Source organism: Yersinia enterocolitica subsp. enterocolitica, assembly GCF_901472495.1.
In the GTDB taxonomy this organism is placed as follows: Bacteria; Pseudomonadota; Gammaproteobacteria; order Enterobacterales; family Enterobacteriaceae; genus Yersinia; species Yersinia enterocolitica.
In genome coordinates this window covers 1,673,691-1,689,180 of the sequence record NZ_LR590469.1, presented here as the reverse complement: position 1 = coordinate 1,689,180, position 15,490 = coordinate 1,673,691, and the positions used below count along the sequence as shown (strand labels likewise).

The window sequence follows — 15,490 nt, the reverse complement described above, 5'->3', positions numbered from 1 at the left end:
CCAGTCAGTTAAAATGTTGACTGGCATTTTTTATATTTTCTATAATTATTACAGTGGATTAATAAACTAGGATTAGGTGCATATTGCATTATTAATGGATCATAATGATGGCGAAAAATTAAGCGCCGTTTGGGTTTGGTTTAAGTTTGTTGCGTAAAATATCGATCCGCCAGTAATCATCTGGTTAGTCATTCAGTAACTTCAAGATTAAAAGTTAAAAGGAGGGGGGGTGAGTAGCTCTGTTGTTTTAGATAAATTAAAAAATGTGCTTATGATTAATAATGAAGCACATGCTTTATCAAAGAATGAAGTGCTGCTGGAATATCTCTATTTACGTGGCGGTGAAGTGATTCCTCGCGATGAATTAATCAGTCATTGCTGGCCTGATCGAGTCGTTTCTGCGGTTTCATTGCCGGTAGCGATAAAGCATATCCGTGATGTATTACGTAAAGCTACCTTAAATGAGGTGATTAAAACCCATAAAAGTGTCGGCTATAGTTTGCAGAAAGATAGCCTTGAACTGGTTATATACAGCCTGGCATATGAGCAACCAGCAAATAACCTGGCATTAAACCATGTTGCCGCTGATGAGAATATTGATGTCCAACGCCAGCCACAGCAATCTACCAAAGTGCGTCAAAGGTTTCGCCATAATTATGCTGGCTACTTTATGGCTATCGCCATTGTTATTGCGATAACACTTTTTATTATTGGTGGGGACGATATTATCTCTATTACTGACAGTCGTACCCACAACACGATTATCACTAATTTACCACCGGTATTAGCTTATACTGCCGCGCCCTTACCTAAGGTTAAAAATAGCCTGATATTTAAAGACGATTTTGGTTCAGTTATTGTTTGTAATAAATCGGAATGTAAATCGCAATGAAAATCAGAACATGGGTTCTCATCACCGTTACCTCGATTATTGTATTATTATTAATCTACAGTTACAAGCACTTATGCTATTACGCCGAAGTAAAATATGGCCCCAATACTGAACATATAGATGTAAGAGTGAGCGGGCTAAAGTTTGAGGTTCTGCACTATATTCTTGATAAGGATTCGCACTTGATTCTGTCAGAAGAGATGTCTGGTGTAAGCCTAAGAAAACCTTGGGGGGAATTTGTATTTTTCCCATTGCACTCATATCAATCGGCACCCAGTGGGCAACCGAAAGGATCGCTAAAGTCATTAGGATCACCTTTATCAGTTTGTATTTATGAAGTCGATAACCAGAAAAAGAATATTGTCAGTTTTTTTCATGGTGATCGCGGGTTTATTGAAATCAATGGTGAAACTATTCACTTGTCTTCGCTATTTTTAGGCTTGCAAGGTAAACATATTCATGCGTCTTATCGTAGCCTGTAACAGTGTTACTTTAGAAATTTCCCTTAATAATCTCCCGTATAAAAGATAAAAAAGCAGGATATCTCGCTGAGCTATCCTGCTTTTTTATGCGTCAGTATTTATTAAATATTAATAATCCATTAATAATTTAATCTTTCCAAAAAACTTGCCAGTATATTCCTCGTCAGTGATGACACCGTTTGCATCATAGGTTAGGTGCCGTTACCGACATTCATTATCGTTATTCATCTTCATACTAATCAATTAATGTGAGATATAAAATGAATATGAAAAAATTTGTTAAAAAACCACTAGCAATTGCTGTGTTAATGTTGGCTAGTGGCGGGATGGTTAATATGGTACATGCAGAACCGACTGTTATTAATAGTAAAGACATCTCTGCAACAAAAACTGTTAAAGAGGGAGGTTCGTTCTCAGTTGAATTCAAGGCTACTGAAAACGAGATTGTGTCAGGCAAATTGGATGCAGATACACCTGCCTTCCATCTGGTAATGTCGGACTCAGGGGAACATAAAGGTTGGAATGTTCGGCCTACCGGTGCATCTGAGGGAGGACAGATGGTTTCTGCAGATGGTACCAGAGTTGACTTACATACAAATGAGCTATCGTGGGATAACGACCACTGGTGGATAGATGACGGTTCTGAGCGTGTGGAAGCGACTTTCTTTCTTGCTGCTGGCGACGAGGTTAAAGCAGGTGAATATCAGTTCACTGGGCGTGTTGAGGAATATGTCGAGTAAGCTCATCAGGCTTAGGAACGTATAGCCTAACTGAGAGGAAAACATGGCAATATGTATTGCCATGTTTTCTGCGTTGTCTATTTTACATACTGGCAGAATGATAATTAAAAATTGATTTATTAAGGAGATGGGATGAAATATAAATTCTCTCACAACTTTATAAGTTATAATTTATTTTTATTTGTTTTTATGTCATTGATTTTATTACCCTATTCTCACGCCAGTAGCATGGGTTTTAATACAAGTCAGCATAAGTTTTCAGTGAGGACTGGTGAGACACGGATTATCTATCCATTATCTTCAGTTAAAGGAGTGTCATTATCAGTAACCAATCCACAAGATTACCCGATATTGGTACAAACTCAGGTCAAAGGTGAAGATAAACATTCGCCAGCGCCTTTTATGGCGACTCCGCCATTATTTCGCCTGGATGCGGGTATGCGGGGGCGAGTACGCGTAACTCGCACTGGTGGTAACTTCCCCGAGGATCGCGAAAGTTTGCAATGGTTATGTATAACGGGTGTACCACCTAAAGAGGGGGATGTATGGGATAATAGCCAACACGATAAAAAAAACAATATGCAAGATGTTAATCTAAATATCCTGTTATCAGTTGGTACTTGTATGAAGCTACTGGTCAGGCCCGATCAACTTAGACAGAAACCTGAAGAGATGGCAGGAAAATTAATCTGGCACCGTAATGGACAACAGTTGCAGGTTAATAATCCCACTCCATTTTATATGAATTTTAAATCTGTAAGTTTGGGCAACAAAAATATCAAGTTATCTTCTGCCGGAAATGAAAATTATGTCGCGCCTTTCGCGGAAAGAAGTTTTTCACTACCGATTGATATGGCAGGGGCTCCCGCAGAAATCAATTGGCAAATCATTAATGATTTGGGGAGCGTGAGTCAGGTATTTAAAGCTAACATTTAAAGTTATTACTGTTATTTGATATTTCCCCTGTATTTTTATGGGGTGAGATGATGTTTTTTTCTTTAAAAAATTCGGTAGCTAAACTTATTGCATTTTGGGCGATATGTTTGGTACTTCCGGTGTGGGCCGGTCATTACACCTTTGACCCTATATTGTTAGCGAATAATAATATCAATGCTAATGACACGGATCTTTCTTTATTTGAACAAGGAGGGCAACTACCGGGCACTTATCAGGTGGATATTTTCTTAGGTGATGAAAAAGTGGATTCCACTAATGTGACATTCCATGCAGTAAAATCACCGACTGGAGAATATTCGCTGCAGTCGTGTTTAACTAAAGAGCAATTATCCCGCTATGGCGTGGATGTGGATAATTACCCTGAGTTATTGCCACCAGAAAAAAATATTCAGCAGGATAAGCAAGCAAGCCAATGTGTTAATTTGGCGGCAATTCCACAGGCCAGTGAAGAGTTTGAGTTTTATGCTATGCGGCTGGTGCTGAATATTCCGCAAGTGGCGTTACGGCCTAAGGATGAAATACCTGTCGAGCGTTGGGATGATGGTATTACTGCTTTTTTGCTGAATTATATGGCCAATAGCAGTACCACAACCTATCGCCAAACCGGTGAGCAGCAGCGCTCGAACTATGTTCAGTTGTATCCCGGCTTCAATATCGGGTCATGGCGTATTCGTAATGCTATCAGTTGGAATCAATCGGGCAATAGTGCTGGTAAATGGCAAAGTAGCTATATCTATGCCACGCGTGGGCTATACCGCTTAAAAAGTCGTATCACTTTGGGGGAAAGCTATACCCCCGGTGATTTTTTTGACAGCGTGCCATTTACCGGAGTGATGTTGGGTGATGATGCCAATATGTTGCCATCCAGTCAGCGCGATTTTATGCCAGTGGTGCGTGGCATTGCCCGCTCTCAGGCGCGAGTGGAAGTGCGGCAAAATGGCTATCTGATCTACAGCACCGTGGTGTCACCGGGGCCTTTTAAGTTAACTGACATGCTGCCAAGTCACTCAAACGGTGATTTGCATGTGACGGTGTTGGAAAGTAACGGCACAACGCAGCAGTTTACCGTGCCTTATAGCGTACCGGCGATAGCGCTACGCAAGGGGCGTTTGCGCTACAACCTGATGGCAGGGCGCTATCGCCCAGCTAATGTGGATGTGGAAACCACTCCCATCGCACAGGCCACAGTCGCCTATGGTTTGCCGTGGAATCTGACCGCCTTTGTCGGCGGGCAATGGTCGCCGCACTATCAGGCCACCACGGCTGGGATGGGGGTGATGCTGGGGGATTATGGGGCATTATCATCCAGCATTACCCAAGCTACCAGTGAATATCGGCAGCAGCAGCCGGTGAAAGGGCAAGTATGGGAAGTGCGCTATAACAAAACGTTGCAAGCATCGGATACTTCATTTTCAGTGGTAAATAGCCAATATAGCACCGCTGATTTCAGTAATTTATCCGATGTGTTGCAGAGTTATCGGCGTCATGATTACAGCCGCAGGGATTGGTACTCAAACTCACTGCGCAACCAAATCCATGTGGTGGTTGGGCAACCCTTGGGTCAGTTTGGTTATCTGAACCTAAATTGGTCGCGCCAGAGTTATCGTGATGCACCAGCGAGCAGTTCGTGGGGCGCTCAGTACAGCTTCAATATCGGCAATTTATATTGCTCACTGGATTGGACACAAAATCAGTATCGCGGTAATCAGGATCGCCTGTTGAGTTTGTCGGTGAGTATGCCGTTAGGTCGTGATCACGACACTTATGCGGCTTACCGCATGACGTCATCTGCTAACAGCAAAGATCACGAACTGAGCTTGTATGGCCATGCTTTCGATAATCGGCTGAGCTGGAATGTGCGCCAGACAGAGCATTATGCTCAATTTCACTCCGGTGAAAATAGTGGCTCACTTGGTTTGGATTGGCACGGTTCTTACGGCGATATTGGCGGAGATTATTACTATACTCCGACGATGCGCCAGTGCAGTGCCAATGTGTCCGGCGGGGCAGTTATCCACCGGCATGGGCTGACACTTGGGCCGCAGATCAATGGCACCGCCGCACTGATTGAAGTGCCGGGGGTGAGCGGAGTGTCTACCAGCGAAGACCATCGGCTGAAAACGGATTTTCGTGGTTACAGTATCGTACCAAGTATCTTCCCTTATCAGGAACATGATATCTCGCTGGAAACCACCGATTTACCACCGGATGCCGAGGTGACAAACACCGATGCCAAGGTGCTGCCGACCGAAGGGGCGATAGTGCGCGCCAGCTTCAGCCCACAAATCGGGGCGCGGGCACTGATGACCATCACCCGCAATAATGGCGAAACCATTCCGTTTGGTGCGATGGCCAGTTTGGTTAATCAGCCCGCTAATGCGGCGATTGTCGACGAAGGCGGGAAAGCCTATCTGACTGGCTTGCCGGAAACCGGGCAGTTGTTGGTGCAGTGGGGTAGGGATGCCAGCCAACAGTGTCGGGTGGATTACCAGCTTGCGAGCGCGAAAAAAGGTGACGCCGGGCTATATATGCTCAGCGGAGTGTGTCATTAAAACTGTTCAGTATTATCATAATGCCCGTCAGATTAACTGGCGGGCATTTGTTTGCTTTCTGATTTGCTTAAATTTCCGCCTGCGATTTCAGCCAGGCTATCTCTTCGGCCCAGATATCTGGGTTCACTGTTTCCAGAATCAGCGGAATATTATCAAAGCGCGGATCGTGCATAATATAACTGAACACCGTTTTGCCGATATTGCCCTCACCCAAGCTGTGGTGGCGGTCGACACGGCTGTTAAATTCACTTTTGGCATCATTAAGATGCATACCGCGTAAATACTCGAAACCGACAATATCCCCCAGCGCACCGAATGTGTGTTGGCAATCAGCTTCAGTTCGCAAATCATAGCCGGCGGCGAAAGCATGGCAGGTATCAATACAAACACCCACGCGGCTCTTATCTTCCACCCCATCAATGATAGCGGCCAGATGTTCAAACTTAAAACCGAGGTTGCTGCCCTGACCGGCGGTGTTTTCAATCACGGCAGTCACACCCTCAGTCGCATCCAACGCGATATTAATGGATTCGGCAATGCGCGCCAGACACTTACCTTCATCGATTTGCAGTAAATGACTGCCGGGGTGGAAGTTCAGTAATGACAGCCCCAGTTGCTGGCAGCGCAGCATTTCATCAATAAAGGCTTCACGGGACTTCTCCAGCGCCTCGGTAACCGGATGACCGAGGTTAATCAAATAGCTGTCGTGAGGCAGAATTTGGGCCGAGGTATAACCGTATTGCTCACAAGCTTGCTTAAACTTTTCAATCACATCTTCCGCCAGTGGGGCGGCGCGCCATTGACGTTGATTCTTGGTAAACAGAGCAAAGGCAGTGGCCTCAAGTTCGTGCGCCCGAATCACAGCCTGATCGACTCCACCTGCTGCGCTGACATGTGCACCGACAAATTTCATTCCATTCTCCTTTGATAACCGCTGCATTATGGCATTGATAGCGACATGATTGAATGGGATAAACTGCGGGGAAAGAAAAGGGCCGCAGTGGCGACCCTTAAGTAATAATTAGCCAGGTTAGATATCGACTTTACGCCGCAATATGCTGCACCAATAAGTTGATACCAGTACCGCCGATCAGCAACCAGGCAAATAGCATCAAAGCCAATAACAGCGGTTTGACCCCAGCCTGGCGGATAGAACCCACATGGGTGGTTAACCCCAGAGCTGCCATTGCCATTGCCAGTAAAATGGTGTCCAGTGTAATCAAGTGGCTAACCCAAGCTGCGGGCAGCAAATTCAGTGAGTTAAAACCGGCCATCAGAATAAATATCACCGCAAACCACGGAATAGTGATGGCACTTTTTTCACGTTTTTGCCCACTGGTTTTCATGTTGCTGCGGCCCAAATAAGCTGACAGTAACAGCAAGAAGGGCGCGAGCATCATGACGCGGATCATTTTGGTAATGACGGCGGCATTTTCAGCATCCGGGCCAATGGCATGACCCGCTGCGACGACTTGTGCCACTTCATGAATAGTAGAACCGGCAAAGATACCAAAAGTTTCCTGATTAAACGGCAGCCAGTGGTAATGCAGATTCAACTGATATAGCCAAGGATAAACAAAAATCGCCAGTGTCCCGAAAATCACCACTGTGGCGACGGCCACTGCCACTTTGCTGGCATCAGCTTTCAGTACCGGTTCGGTCGCCATAATGGCGGCTGCCCCACAGATACTGCTACCGGCACCAATTAACATTACGGTTTGCTGATCCAGACCAAATACGCGCTTACCCAGCCAGCAGGCCAATATAAAGGTTGAACTGAGCGTTAACAGGTCAATAATCATCCCAGTAGCCCCGACATCAGCCACTTGCTGGAAGGTCAGGCGGAACCCGTACAAAATAATCCCCAGCCGCAATAAGTGCTGTTTGGCCAGTACCACCCCGTCGGCGCAAAGCGGTTGTGCCCAAGGGTACAAAGTGTTGCCCACCACGATACCGAATAGGATCGCCAGAGTCAGCGCCCCCAGCCCCATGTCGATAAACCACGGCATGTCACCCACTTTGAGCGCTAACCCAGTAATCACACCAGTCAATACCAAGCCCGGAATATAGCGGAACAAAGCTGGCAGTGGTGGTCGGGAGAGTTCAGTTGTATGTGAAGTCGCCATGTTTTTTCCTATGTCCTGTAAAGATTGAGCACAGTTTACCGGGTTTGGACATAATAGATAAATTGATTATATATTTATAATCTATCGATATAACTGATAAGAAAGGCGAGAAACCTAAGCTCAATGTGTTGGGAAAGGCCGACGGTTTGTTGGCGCGAAGACATTGAGCGGCCTACTGGTCATCTGGTTGATTTTTAATGTGGTTATAGGCGGGAGCGCGACAATTATTATCATCCGTTCCTGCGAGTAAATGAGAATAAATAGCATTCTTACTGCTGAAATTCATCCCGGATAACCTCCAGATTTTACTCAAAGGTGTTAGTCTTATACGGTAATTGAGGCTATATAATCCTTTCGTCAGCAATTGCGTTAGTGACTAATATACCCTTCTTACTTGAAGTTGCTGCGTGGGCTGTTCATACGGGGCACTGACCTGAGCCAACACATCGGACTCGCCAGTCGCAACTCCAATTACTTTGGGTAAACGTTAGCTCTTCTCATCCAGCAACTGACGAACAGAGTGATGATAGCGTCCTCCATTCTTTACTACAGAGACCGTTATGCACATAACCTTACGTCAACTTGAAGTCTTTACTGAGGTGCTAAAAAGCGGCTCGACGACCCAAGCTTCGGTTGTGCTCGCGCTTTCACAATCGGCAGTCAGCGCAGCATTGGCGGATTTGGAAGGGCAATTAGGAGTACAACTTTTTGATAGGGTCGGTAAGCGTTTAGTCACCAATGAACATGGGCGATTGCTTTACCCCAAAGCACTCGCGCTTCTCGAGCAAGCAATTGAAATTGAACAGCTTTTCCAACAGGATTTAGGCGCACTACGCATTGCTGCCAGCAGCACCATCGGCAATTATATGTTGCCGGGCATGATTGCCAAATATCGACGCGATTTCCCCGGTACCCCACTGGAGCTGAATATTGGTAACAGTCAGGATGTGATTGAAGCTGTTGCTGATTTTCGCGGCGACCTTGGCCTGATTGAAGGGCCGTGCCATATGCCAGAGCTGATGACCCAAGCCTGGTTGCGTGACGAGCTGGTGGTGTTTGCCGCGCCGGATAACCCGTTATGTCATAAAATGCTGTCGTTAGAAGAGCTTGCCGATGCCGCGTGGATCTTACGCGAGCGGGGTTCAGGTACGCGTGAAGTGCTCGACCACTTATTACTGGCAAAATTGCCACACTTTAAACTGGTGATGGAGCTTGGGAATTCTGAGGCCATCAAGCGGGCAGTGCGCTACGGCATGGGGATCAGTTGTTTGTCACGCCGGGTGATTGCCGACCAACTTGCCAACGGTGAACTGATTGAACTTAACATTCCTTTGTCACCACTTATCAGGACGTTATACCTGATTCATCACCGGCAAAAGCATATCTCGAACGCTTTGCAGCGCTTTCTCAGTTATTGTCAGGAAGAGCCCTGAATTGGTGGTTTTCGGCAAAGCGTATTGATGTCATGAAGCATAAGATTTTAAGTGTTTTACACCAAGGAAAACGGGGATCGCGGTAAGAATGCCCCACTGATAGGGATTTATTCTGACAATTGAGCTTTTGCTAATAATTGAGCTGTGATCATGAAGGTATCTTATATCAGCGCATTGTTACTATCCGAGACGGTGGGATTTGTTACAATCCCGCCTTATTTTTTAAGGGTGAATTAGGGTAAGAATGACTCAGCAAAATACTAAAATCCCAGTGCAACAGGGTGCGCAGCGTTTACGCCGTGAGCTTAAATCACGGCATTTAGCCATGATTGCTATCGGTGGCTCCATCGGTACCGGTTTGTTTGTCGCCTCAGGCGCGACAGTTTCTCAGGCCGGCCCTGGAGGAGCATTGCTCTCCTATGCATTGATCGGCTTGATGGTTTACTTCTTGATGACCAGTCTCGGTGAATTGGCGGCATTTATGCCGGTATCCGGTTCATTTTCGACTTATGGCTCAAAATATGTTGAGGAAGGCTTCGGCTTCGCCCTTGGCTGGAACTACTGGTACAACTGGGCGGTGACTATCGCCGTTGACCTGGTCGCGGCACAATTGGTGATGAATTACTGGTTCCCGGATGCGCCGGGCTGGATCTGGAGTGCGTTGTTCCTCGCCCTGATGTTTTTACTCAACTACATATCAGTGAAAGGTTTTGGTGAAGCGGAATACTGGTTCTCACTAATTAAAGTGACCACGGTTATTATTTTCATCATTATTGGTGTGATGATGATTAGCGGCATCATGAAAGGCGGCGAGAGTGCAGGGTGGCACAACTGGACAATCGGTGATGCGCCGTTTGCCGGAGGGTTCTCGGCGATGATTGGTGTGGCGATGATTGTCGGTTTCTCCTTCCAGGGAACTGAGCTGATTGGTATTGCTGCTGGTGAATCAAAAGACCCAGGCAAAAACATCCCTCGTGCGGTGCGCAAGGTATTCTGGCGTATTCTGCTGTTCTATATCTTCGCTATCCTGATTATCAGCCTGATCATTCCGTATACCGACCCAAGTCTGTTACGTAATGATGTTAAAGATATTAGCGTCAGCCCGTTCACCTTAGTGTTCCAGAATGCAGGTCTGCTATCTGCGGCAGCGGTGATGAATGCGGTTATTCTGACCGCGGTATTGTCAGCCGGTAACTCAGGCATGTACGCCTCTACCCGTATGCTATTTACCTTGGCTTCAGAAGGTAAGGCTCCGCGTATTTTTGCCAAACTTTCTCGCGGCGGTGTACCCCGTAATGCGCTGTATGCCACCACTGTAGTCGCGGGCTTGTGCTTCTTAAGTTCGATGTTTGGTAATCAAACTGTCTATCTGTGGTTACTGAATACTTCAGGCATGACAGGCTTTATCGCCTGGTTGGGTATTGCTATCAGTCATTATCGTTTCCGCCGTGGTTATATGATGCAGGGCCGCGATTTGAACGATTTACCGTATCAGTCTGGTTTCTTCCCGCTGGGGCCAATCTTTGCCTTTGTCCTGTGTTTGATCATTACTTTGGGTCAAAACTATCAGGCATTCCTGCAAGATCGCATTGATTGGTATGGCGTGACCGCCACTTATATCGGTATTCCATTATTCCTGGTGATTTGGTTCGGCTATAAACTGAGCCGCGGTACCAAGGTGATCAAGTACAAAGATATGGAATTCCCGAAATGGCGTGATGAAAGTCATGATGATCAAGAAGCTAAAAAAACAGCACTGATTGCTGACTAACAAAATGATGTAGAACATGCAAGGGCGATAATTGTATCGCCCTTTTTTGTTGCCCCAAAATGGTGTTCATTTGAACAAAGTTAAGCAAATAATTTCGCTAACTTCGCTTCATTCCCTCGCTAACGTTATGGATAAACACACCATGCTAATTAAATAACATTATAAAATAATCATTTACAGATATTTATATCAAATCAGCTATAGCAATCTTATTGATAATTATTATCGTTTGTTTTATTGTTAGCGACATATTGAAAGTCGGTAACCGAAATAAATGAGCCTATCCACTGAATCCATGACAGAAACCTCTCACCAGATTGATGCCGATGTTATGGGGCGTTATAAGAACATTGTGCGTCATCGCTTGCTCATCATGGGCGTGCTGGTGCTGGCCATCTTCGGCTGCTTGCTACTGGATTTCACGATGGGGCCATCAGGCCTGACTTTGTCATCCTTGTGGCAGACATTAATTGATCCGGCCAGTGCAGATGCAGGAACGCGGGTTATCGTTTGGGATATCCGTTTACCCTACGCCTTGATGGCGGTGGTGATTGGTTTGTCACTTGGACTGGCGGGGGCGGAGATGCAAACCATCCTCAATAACCCACTGGCCAGCCCCTTTACCCTTGGCGTCTCTTCTGCTGCGGCCTTTGGTGCGGCACTGGCGATTGTCTCAGGAATTGGTATTCCAGGGGTGCCCGATCAGTGGTTTATTTCCGTTAATGCTTTTATTTTTGCTCTGTTTGCCGCATTAATGCTCGACGGTATTACACGCTGGACGCGGGTGGCGACCTCCGGTGTGGTGCTATTTGGTATCGCGCTGGTGTTTACCTTTAATGCGCTGGTATCCATGATGCAGTTCATTGCCAGCGAAGATACGCTGCAAGGCTTAGTGTTCTGGACGATGGGGAGCCTGGCACGGGCTTCATGGGCCAAACTGGGCATTATGCTGGCGGTGTTTGCCCTGATGCTGCCGTTGTCGATGATGAGCTCGTGGAAGCTGACGGCATTGCGTTTAGGTGAAGACCGGGCCATCAGTTTTGGTATTGATGTTCGCCGCTTGCGGTTGGGGACATTGCTGCGTATCAGTATGTTATCGGCGCTGGCGGTGGCTTTTGTCGGCCCGATTGGTTTTATCGGGCTAGTGGCCCCCCATATTGCGCGCATGATTTTTGGTGAAGACCACCGTTTCTATCTGCCAGCCAGCGCCCTGATTGGTGCGCTGGTGCTGTCCATGGCATCGATTGCGTCGAAAAACCTGATTCCTGGTGTCATCATTCCAGTCGGGATCGTCACTTCGCTGGTGGGTGTACCCTTCTTCCTCAGCATTATTTTGCGCCATAGGGGGAATGTATGACTTCTGGCTTACGTATTGAACATTTCAATGCGGGTTACCCGAAACGCCCGGTGATTCAAAATTTGACGGTGCCATTACTGCCGCGTGGCAAAATCACCGTATTGCTCGGGCCGAATGGCAGCGGGAAGTCAACATTGTTACGCTCAATGGCCGGTTTGAACCGCGCCCAAGGGCAGTTATGGCTTGATAATAATGATCTGATGCAGATGCCGTTTGCCCAGCGAGCCGAGAAAGTGGTGTATTTGCCGCAATCATTACCGGCCGGGGTGCATCTCCATGTGTTGGAATCGATTATTGTGGCACAGCGTGCCTCCGGCGGGCGCAGCAATGCCAGTAGTGAAGCTGAGGTTATGGTTTTACTGGAACAACTGGGGATAGCCCATCTGGCACTCAGTTATCTGGATCAACTCTCAGGCGGTCAGAAGCAGTTAGTGGGTTTGGCGCAGTCACTTATTCGCCAACCCTCACTGTTATTACTGGATGAGCCGCTCAGTGCGCTGGATCTTAATTATCAGTTCCATGTGATGGATTTGGTGCGTAAGGAAACCCGCAAACGCAATATTATTACGGCGGTCGTGGTGCATGACATCAATATAGCCTTGCGTCATGGCGACCATGTTTTGATGTTACAAAACGGCACCTTAATTGCCGATGGTTTGCCGGAAGAGGTGATTACGCCGCAAAGTTTGGCCAAGGTCTATGGTGTGAAAGGGCGTATTGAGCGCTGTTCACAAGGGACACCACAAGTGTTAATCGATAGATTAGTCACGGAACCAACAATTTAATACCCTTCGTACACTTTGGGTATGTTTATGCAGTAACAAGTTTTATAAAACAATAATTATGTATTAAGCAGAAATCGTTGGAAGCGCTATTTCTGCTTTGGTGAGCTGTTGCCAATTTTTATAAAAATAATATTTATCACCTGCCCGTCAGGCGGTATCGCTACAGGCAAAAGAACCTGATGGAAAGGCTCTGAGTAAATTAATACCTCATGGAGAACGTGTAATGGCTAAGGCCTTTAGGAAATCTAATGCTGCGGCATTGGTAATAGCGACAATTATCTCATCTCAGGCATCTGCTGCTGAAACCACTGCTACAGATACTATGGTGGTAACGGCATCTGGCTTCCAGCAACGAATTCAAGATTCGGCAGCGTCTATTTCTGTGGTGACCCGCGAACAAATCGAGAATAAAGCCTATACCGATATTACCGATGCGCTGAAAGATGTGCCGGGTGTGGTTGTTACCGGCGGCGGAAGTCACAGTGATATTAGTATTCGTGGTATGTCGGCGAAATACACCTTGATTCTGGTGGATGGTAAGCGGGTTGATACCCGTGGTACGCGGCCAAATAGCGATGGCTCAGGAATCGAACAGGGTTGGTTACCCCCATTGGCGGCCATCGAGCGCATTGAAGTGGTGCGTGGCCCAATGTCATCTTTATATGGTTCGGATGCGATGGGCGGGGTAATTAACGTTATTACCCGTAAAGTGGGCAAAGAGTGGCACGGTACCGTGCGTGCTGATGCGACTTTGCAGGAAGACTCCAACTCTGGCGATATTTATCAAACCAACGCCTATGCCTCTGGCCCATTAATTGATGGCTTATTGGGATTAAAAGTCAGCGGTCTGCTTTCTCATCGTAGCGAAGATAAAATTATCGATGGTTATAATGAGCAGCGCCTCAGAAACGGCGCGGCGACATTTACACTCACGCCGGATGATAAAAACGAATTTGATTTTGATATTGGCCATTATGTGCAAGATAGAAATACAACCGCAGGGCGTTCAGTGGCGTTAAACGGTAAAAGCAGAGATGTGCAATATGACCGCAATAATTATGCGATTACCCATCACGGTTATTATGATTTCGGCAATTCCACCAGCTATGTTCAGCGCGATGAAACCCGTAATCCATCGCGTGAAATGAAAAGTGTCGATAATATCTTTAATAGCCAAACTTCTTTCCTGTTTGATAGCCACACGTTAATTCTGGGTGGCCAATATCGCTATGAAGAGTTATATGACGAGGGTAATCAGTTAGCCTCTGCCAAAGATCTGACCAAATTGACGCGCTGGAGTTGGGCACTGTTTGCCGAAGATGAGTGGCAGATGACCAATGATTTCGCGCTGACTGGCGGCATCCGTATGGATCAGGATGAAAACTACGGTACGCACTGGACGCCACGGTTATACGGTGTTTGGCATTTAGCTGAGCAATGGACATTAAAGGGTGGGGTGTCTGGCGGTTATCGTTCACCTGATTTGCGCCAGGCAACTGATAATTGGGGGCAAATCACCGGAGGGAAAGGGGATCCGGCCATTATTGTCGGCAATGCCAACCTGAAACCGGAAAGAAGTATCAGTCAGGAAATCGGTATTCTCTGGGATAACCAAGAGGGTATGAATGCCGGTGTGACACTGTTTAATACTGATTTTAAAGATAAAATTACTGAAGTCCGCCGCTGTACTGATACCACCGGCAATGCATCCGGCCAGTGTATGATTAATGGCAACAGCTATAAGTTTATCAGTGACCGTACCAACGTGGATAAAGCTGTGACGCGCGGTGTAGAAGCGACTTATGGCTGGGATATCAATAAAGATTGGTCACTGACTTCTAACTATACTTTTACTCAATCTGAGCAAAAGAGTGGGCAGTTCTCCGGACAACCATTAAACCAGATGCCAAAACACATGCTGAACGGTACCTTGAACTGGCAAGCCAGTGAGGAATTAGCAACCTGGATTCGGGCTAACTACCGCGGTAAAACCTCAGAATACCTTAATCGCACCAGTATGGGGAAAACCACCCCGTCTTATACTTTTGTTGATTTAGGGGCTAACTATCAGCTAACGAAAGAGTTCCGTCTAATGGGCGGTGTCTATAACGTGCTGGATAAGCGAGTGGATATCGAAGTTAACGATAAAGTTCTGGATGGTCGCCGTTATATGGTGGGCGCCAGCTACGATTTCTAATCTCCTTCGCACTTGAAGCCGCAGGGGTGTTAGCGGCGCTCACTTACCCGAATCACTTACTTGAGTAAGCTCATCGGGATGCGTTCGCTGGCTGCCTACCTGCGACTCCAATTGCTTTGGAGATGGGGTTTGCACTTGAAGCCGCCCCGCAAATCGCCGTGCTATAAAATAGCTTTGCCCATAACCTTGGGTGAGCTA

At 46.6% G+C, this 15,490-nt stretch carries 12 protein-coding genes; 10 read left to right on the top strand and 2 right to left on the bottom strand.

Annotated elements, in window-relative coordinates:
• The first annotated feature begins 229 nt into the window (after window positions 1-229).
• The 5 genes from FGL26_RS08040 to myfC all read left to right on the top strand — a co-directional run bounded on the left by FGL26_RS08040 (window position 230) and on the right by myfC (window position 5,623).
• Window positions 230-892 carry a winged helix-turn-helix domain-containing protein gene (locus FGL26_RS08040; protein WP_032912759.1) on the top strand — a complete coding sequence of 221 codons (663 nt, stop codon included), beginning with the start codon at window positions 230-232 and terminating at the stop codon, window positions 890-892.
• A complete protein-coding gene (gene myfF, locus FGL26_RS08035; protein ID WP_005171379.1) occupies window positions 889-1,374 on the top strand; it encodes a fimbrial polyadhesin regulatory protein MyfF in 486 nt (161 codons plus the stop codon). Before FGL26_RS08040 ends, myfF begins: the two co-directional genes overlap by 4 nt.
• 260 nt (window positions 1,375-1,634) lie before the next feature.
• A complete protein-coding gene (gene myfA / locus FGL26_RS08030; RefSeq protein WP_005161785.1) occupies window positions 1,635-2,114 on the top strand; it encodes a fimbrial polyadhesin major subunit MyfA in 480 nt (159 codons plus the stop codon).
• A gap of 132 nt (window positions 2,115-2,246) precedes the next feature.
• A complete protein-coding gene (gene myfB / locus FGL26_RS08025) occupies window positions 2,247-3,050 on the top strand; it encodes a fimbrial polyadhesin assembly chaperone MyfB (protein ID WP_005171375.1) in 804 nt (267 codons plus the stop codon).
• A gap of 101 nt (window positions 3,051-3,151) precedes the next feature.
• A complete protein-coding gene (gene myfC, locus FGL26_RS08020) occupies window positions 3,152-5,623 on the top strand; it encodes a fimbrial polyadhesin usher MyfC (RefSeq protein WP_174531806.1) in 2,472 nt (823 codons plus the stop codon).
• A gap of 67 nt (window positions 5,624-5,690) precedes the next feature.
• Here myfC and nfo read toward each other — a convergent pair whose 3' ends face one another.
• Both nfo and FGL26_RS08010 read right to left on the bottom strand, forming a co-directional pair.
• Window positions 5,691-6,536, bottom strand: coding sequence for a deoxyribonuclease IV (gene nfo / locus FGL26_RS08015; RefSeq protein WP_005171345.1), 846 nt, complete (start codon window positions 6,534-6,536; stop codon window positions 5,691-5,693).
• A gap of 130 nt (window positions 6,537-6,666) precedes the next feature.
• On the bottom strand, window positions 6,667-7,749 hold the full coding sequence (locus FGL26_RS08010; RefSeq protein ID WP_005171341.1) for a YeiH family protein: 1,083 nt from the start codon (window positions 7,747-7,749) through the stop codon (window positions 6,667-6,669).
• Window positions 7,750-8,309: 560 nt separating this feature from the next.
• Between FGL26_RS08010 and yieE the strand changes: the two genes are divergently transcribed.
• The 5 genes from yieE (at window position 8,310) to yuiR (ending at window position 15,292) form a co-directional block, all read left to right on the top strand.
• Window positions 8,310-9,182, top strand: a complete 873-nt coding sequence (gene yieE / locus FGL26_RS08005) for a DNA-binding transcriptional regulator YeiE (RefSeq protein ID WP_005171339.1) — start codon at window positions 8,310-8,312, stop codon at window positions 9,180-9,182.
• A gap of 244 nt (window positions 9,183-9,426) precedes the next feature.
• Window positions 9,427-10,953 (top strand): amino acid permease, encoded by a 1,527-nt coding sequence (locus FGL26_RS08000; protein ID WP_005161755.1) that lies wholly within the window; start codon window positions 9,427-9,429, stop codon window positions 10,951-10,953.
• 274 nt (window positions 10,954-11,227) lie between these two features.
• The gene (locus FGL26_RS07995) at window positions 11,228-12,310 is read left to right on the top strand and encodes a FecCD family ABC transporter permease (RefSeq protein WP_005171333.1); all 1,083 of its coding nucleotides are present in this window, start codon (window positions 11,228-11,230) and stop codon (window positions 12,308-12,310) included.
• Window positions 12,307-13,095 carry an ABC transporter ATP-binding protein gene (locus FGL26_RS07990; protein ID WP_138060227.1) on the top strand — a complete coding sequence of 263 codons (789 nt, stop codon included), beginning with the start codon at window positions 12,307-12,309 and terminating at the stop codon, window positions 13,093-13,095. The genes FGL26_RS07995 and FGL26_RS07990 overlap by 4 nt, the downstream gene beginning before the upstream one ends.
• A gap of 223 nt (window positions 13,096-13,318) precedes the next feature.
• Complete coding sequence (gene yuiR, locus FGL26_RS07985) at window positions 13,319-15,292, top strand: colicin FY TonB-dependent receptor YuiR (protein WP_005171330.1); 1,974 nt, start codon at window positions 13,319-13,321, stop codon at window positions 15,290-15,292.
• Window positions 15,293-15,490: the final 198 nt, after the last annotated feature.

Bases quoted from the DNA above. Each gene is read 5' to 3' on its own strand.
- myfF (WP_005171379.1), top strand. From the start codon at position 889: ATGAAAATCAGAACATGGGTTCTCATCACCGTTACCTCGATTATTGTA.
- myfA (WP_005161785.1), top strand. From the start codon at position 1,635: ATGAATATGAAAAAATTTGTTAAAAAACCACTAGCAATTGCTGTGTTA.
- myfB (WP_005171375.1), top strand. From the start codon at position 2,247: ATGAAATATAAATTCTCTCACAACTTTATAAGTTATAATTTATTTTTA.
- nfo (WP_005171345.1), bottom strand. From the start codon at position 6,536: ATGAAATTTGTCGGTGCACATGTCAGCGCAGCAGGTGGAGTCGATCAG.
- FGL26_RS08010 (WP_005171341.1), bottom strand. From the start codon at position 7,749: ATGGCGACTTCACATACAACTGAACTCTCCCGACCACCACTGCCAGCT.
- yieE (WP_005171339.1), top strand. From the start codon at position 8,310: ATGCACATAACCTTACGTCAACTTGAAGTCTTTACTGAGGTGCTAAAA.
- FGL26_RS08000 (WP_005161755.1), top strand. From the start codon at position 9,427: ATGACTCAGCAAAATACTAAAATCCCAGTGCAACAGGGTGCGCAGCGT.
- FGL26_RS07995 (WP_005171333.1), top strand. From the start codon at position 11,228: ATGAGCCTATCCACTGAATCCATGACAGAAACCTCTCACCAGATTGAT.
- FGL26_RS07990 (WP_138060227.1), top strand. From the start codon at position 12,307: ATGACTTCTGGCTTACGTATTGAACATTTCAATGCGGGTTACCCGAAA.
- yuiR (WP_005171330.1), top strand. From the start codon at position 13,319: ATGGCTAAGGCCTTTAGGAAATCTAATGCTGCGGCATTGGTAATAGCG.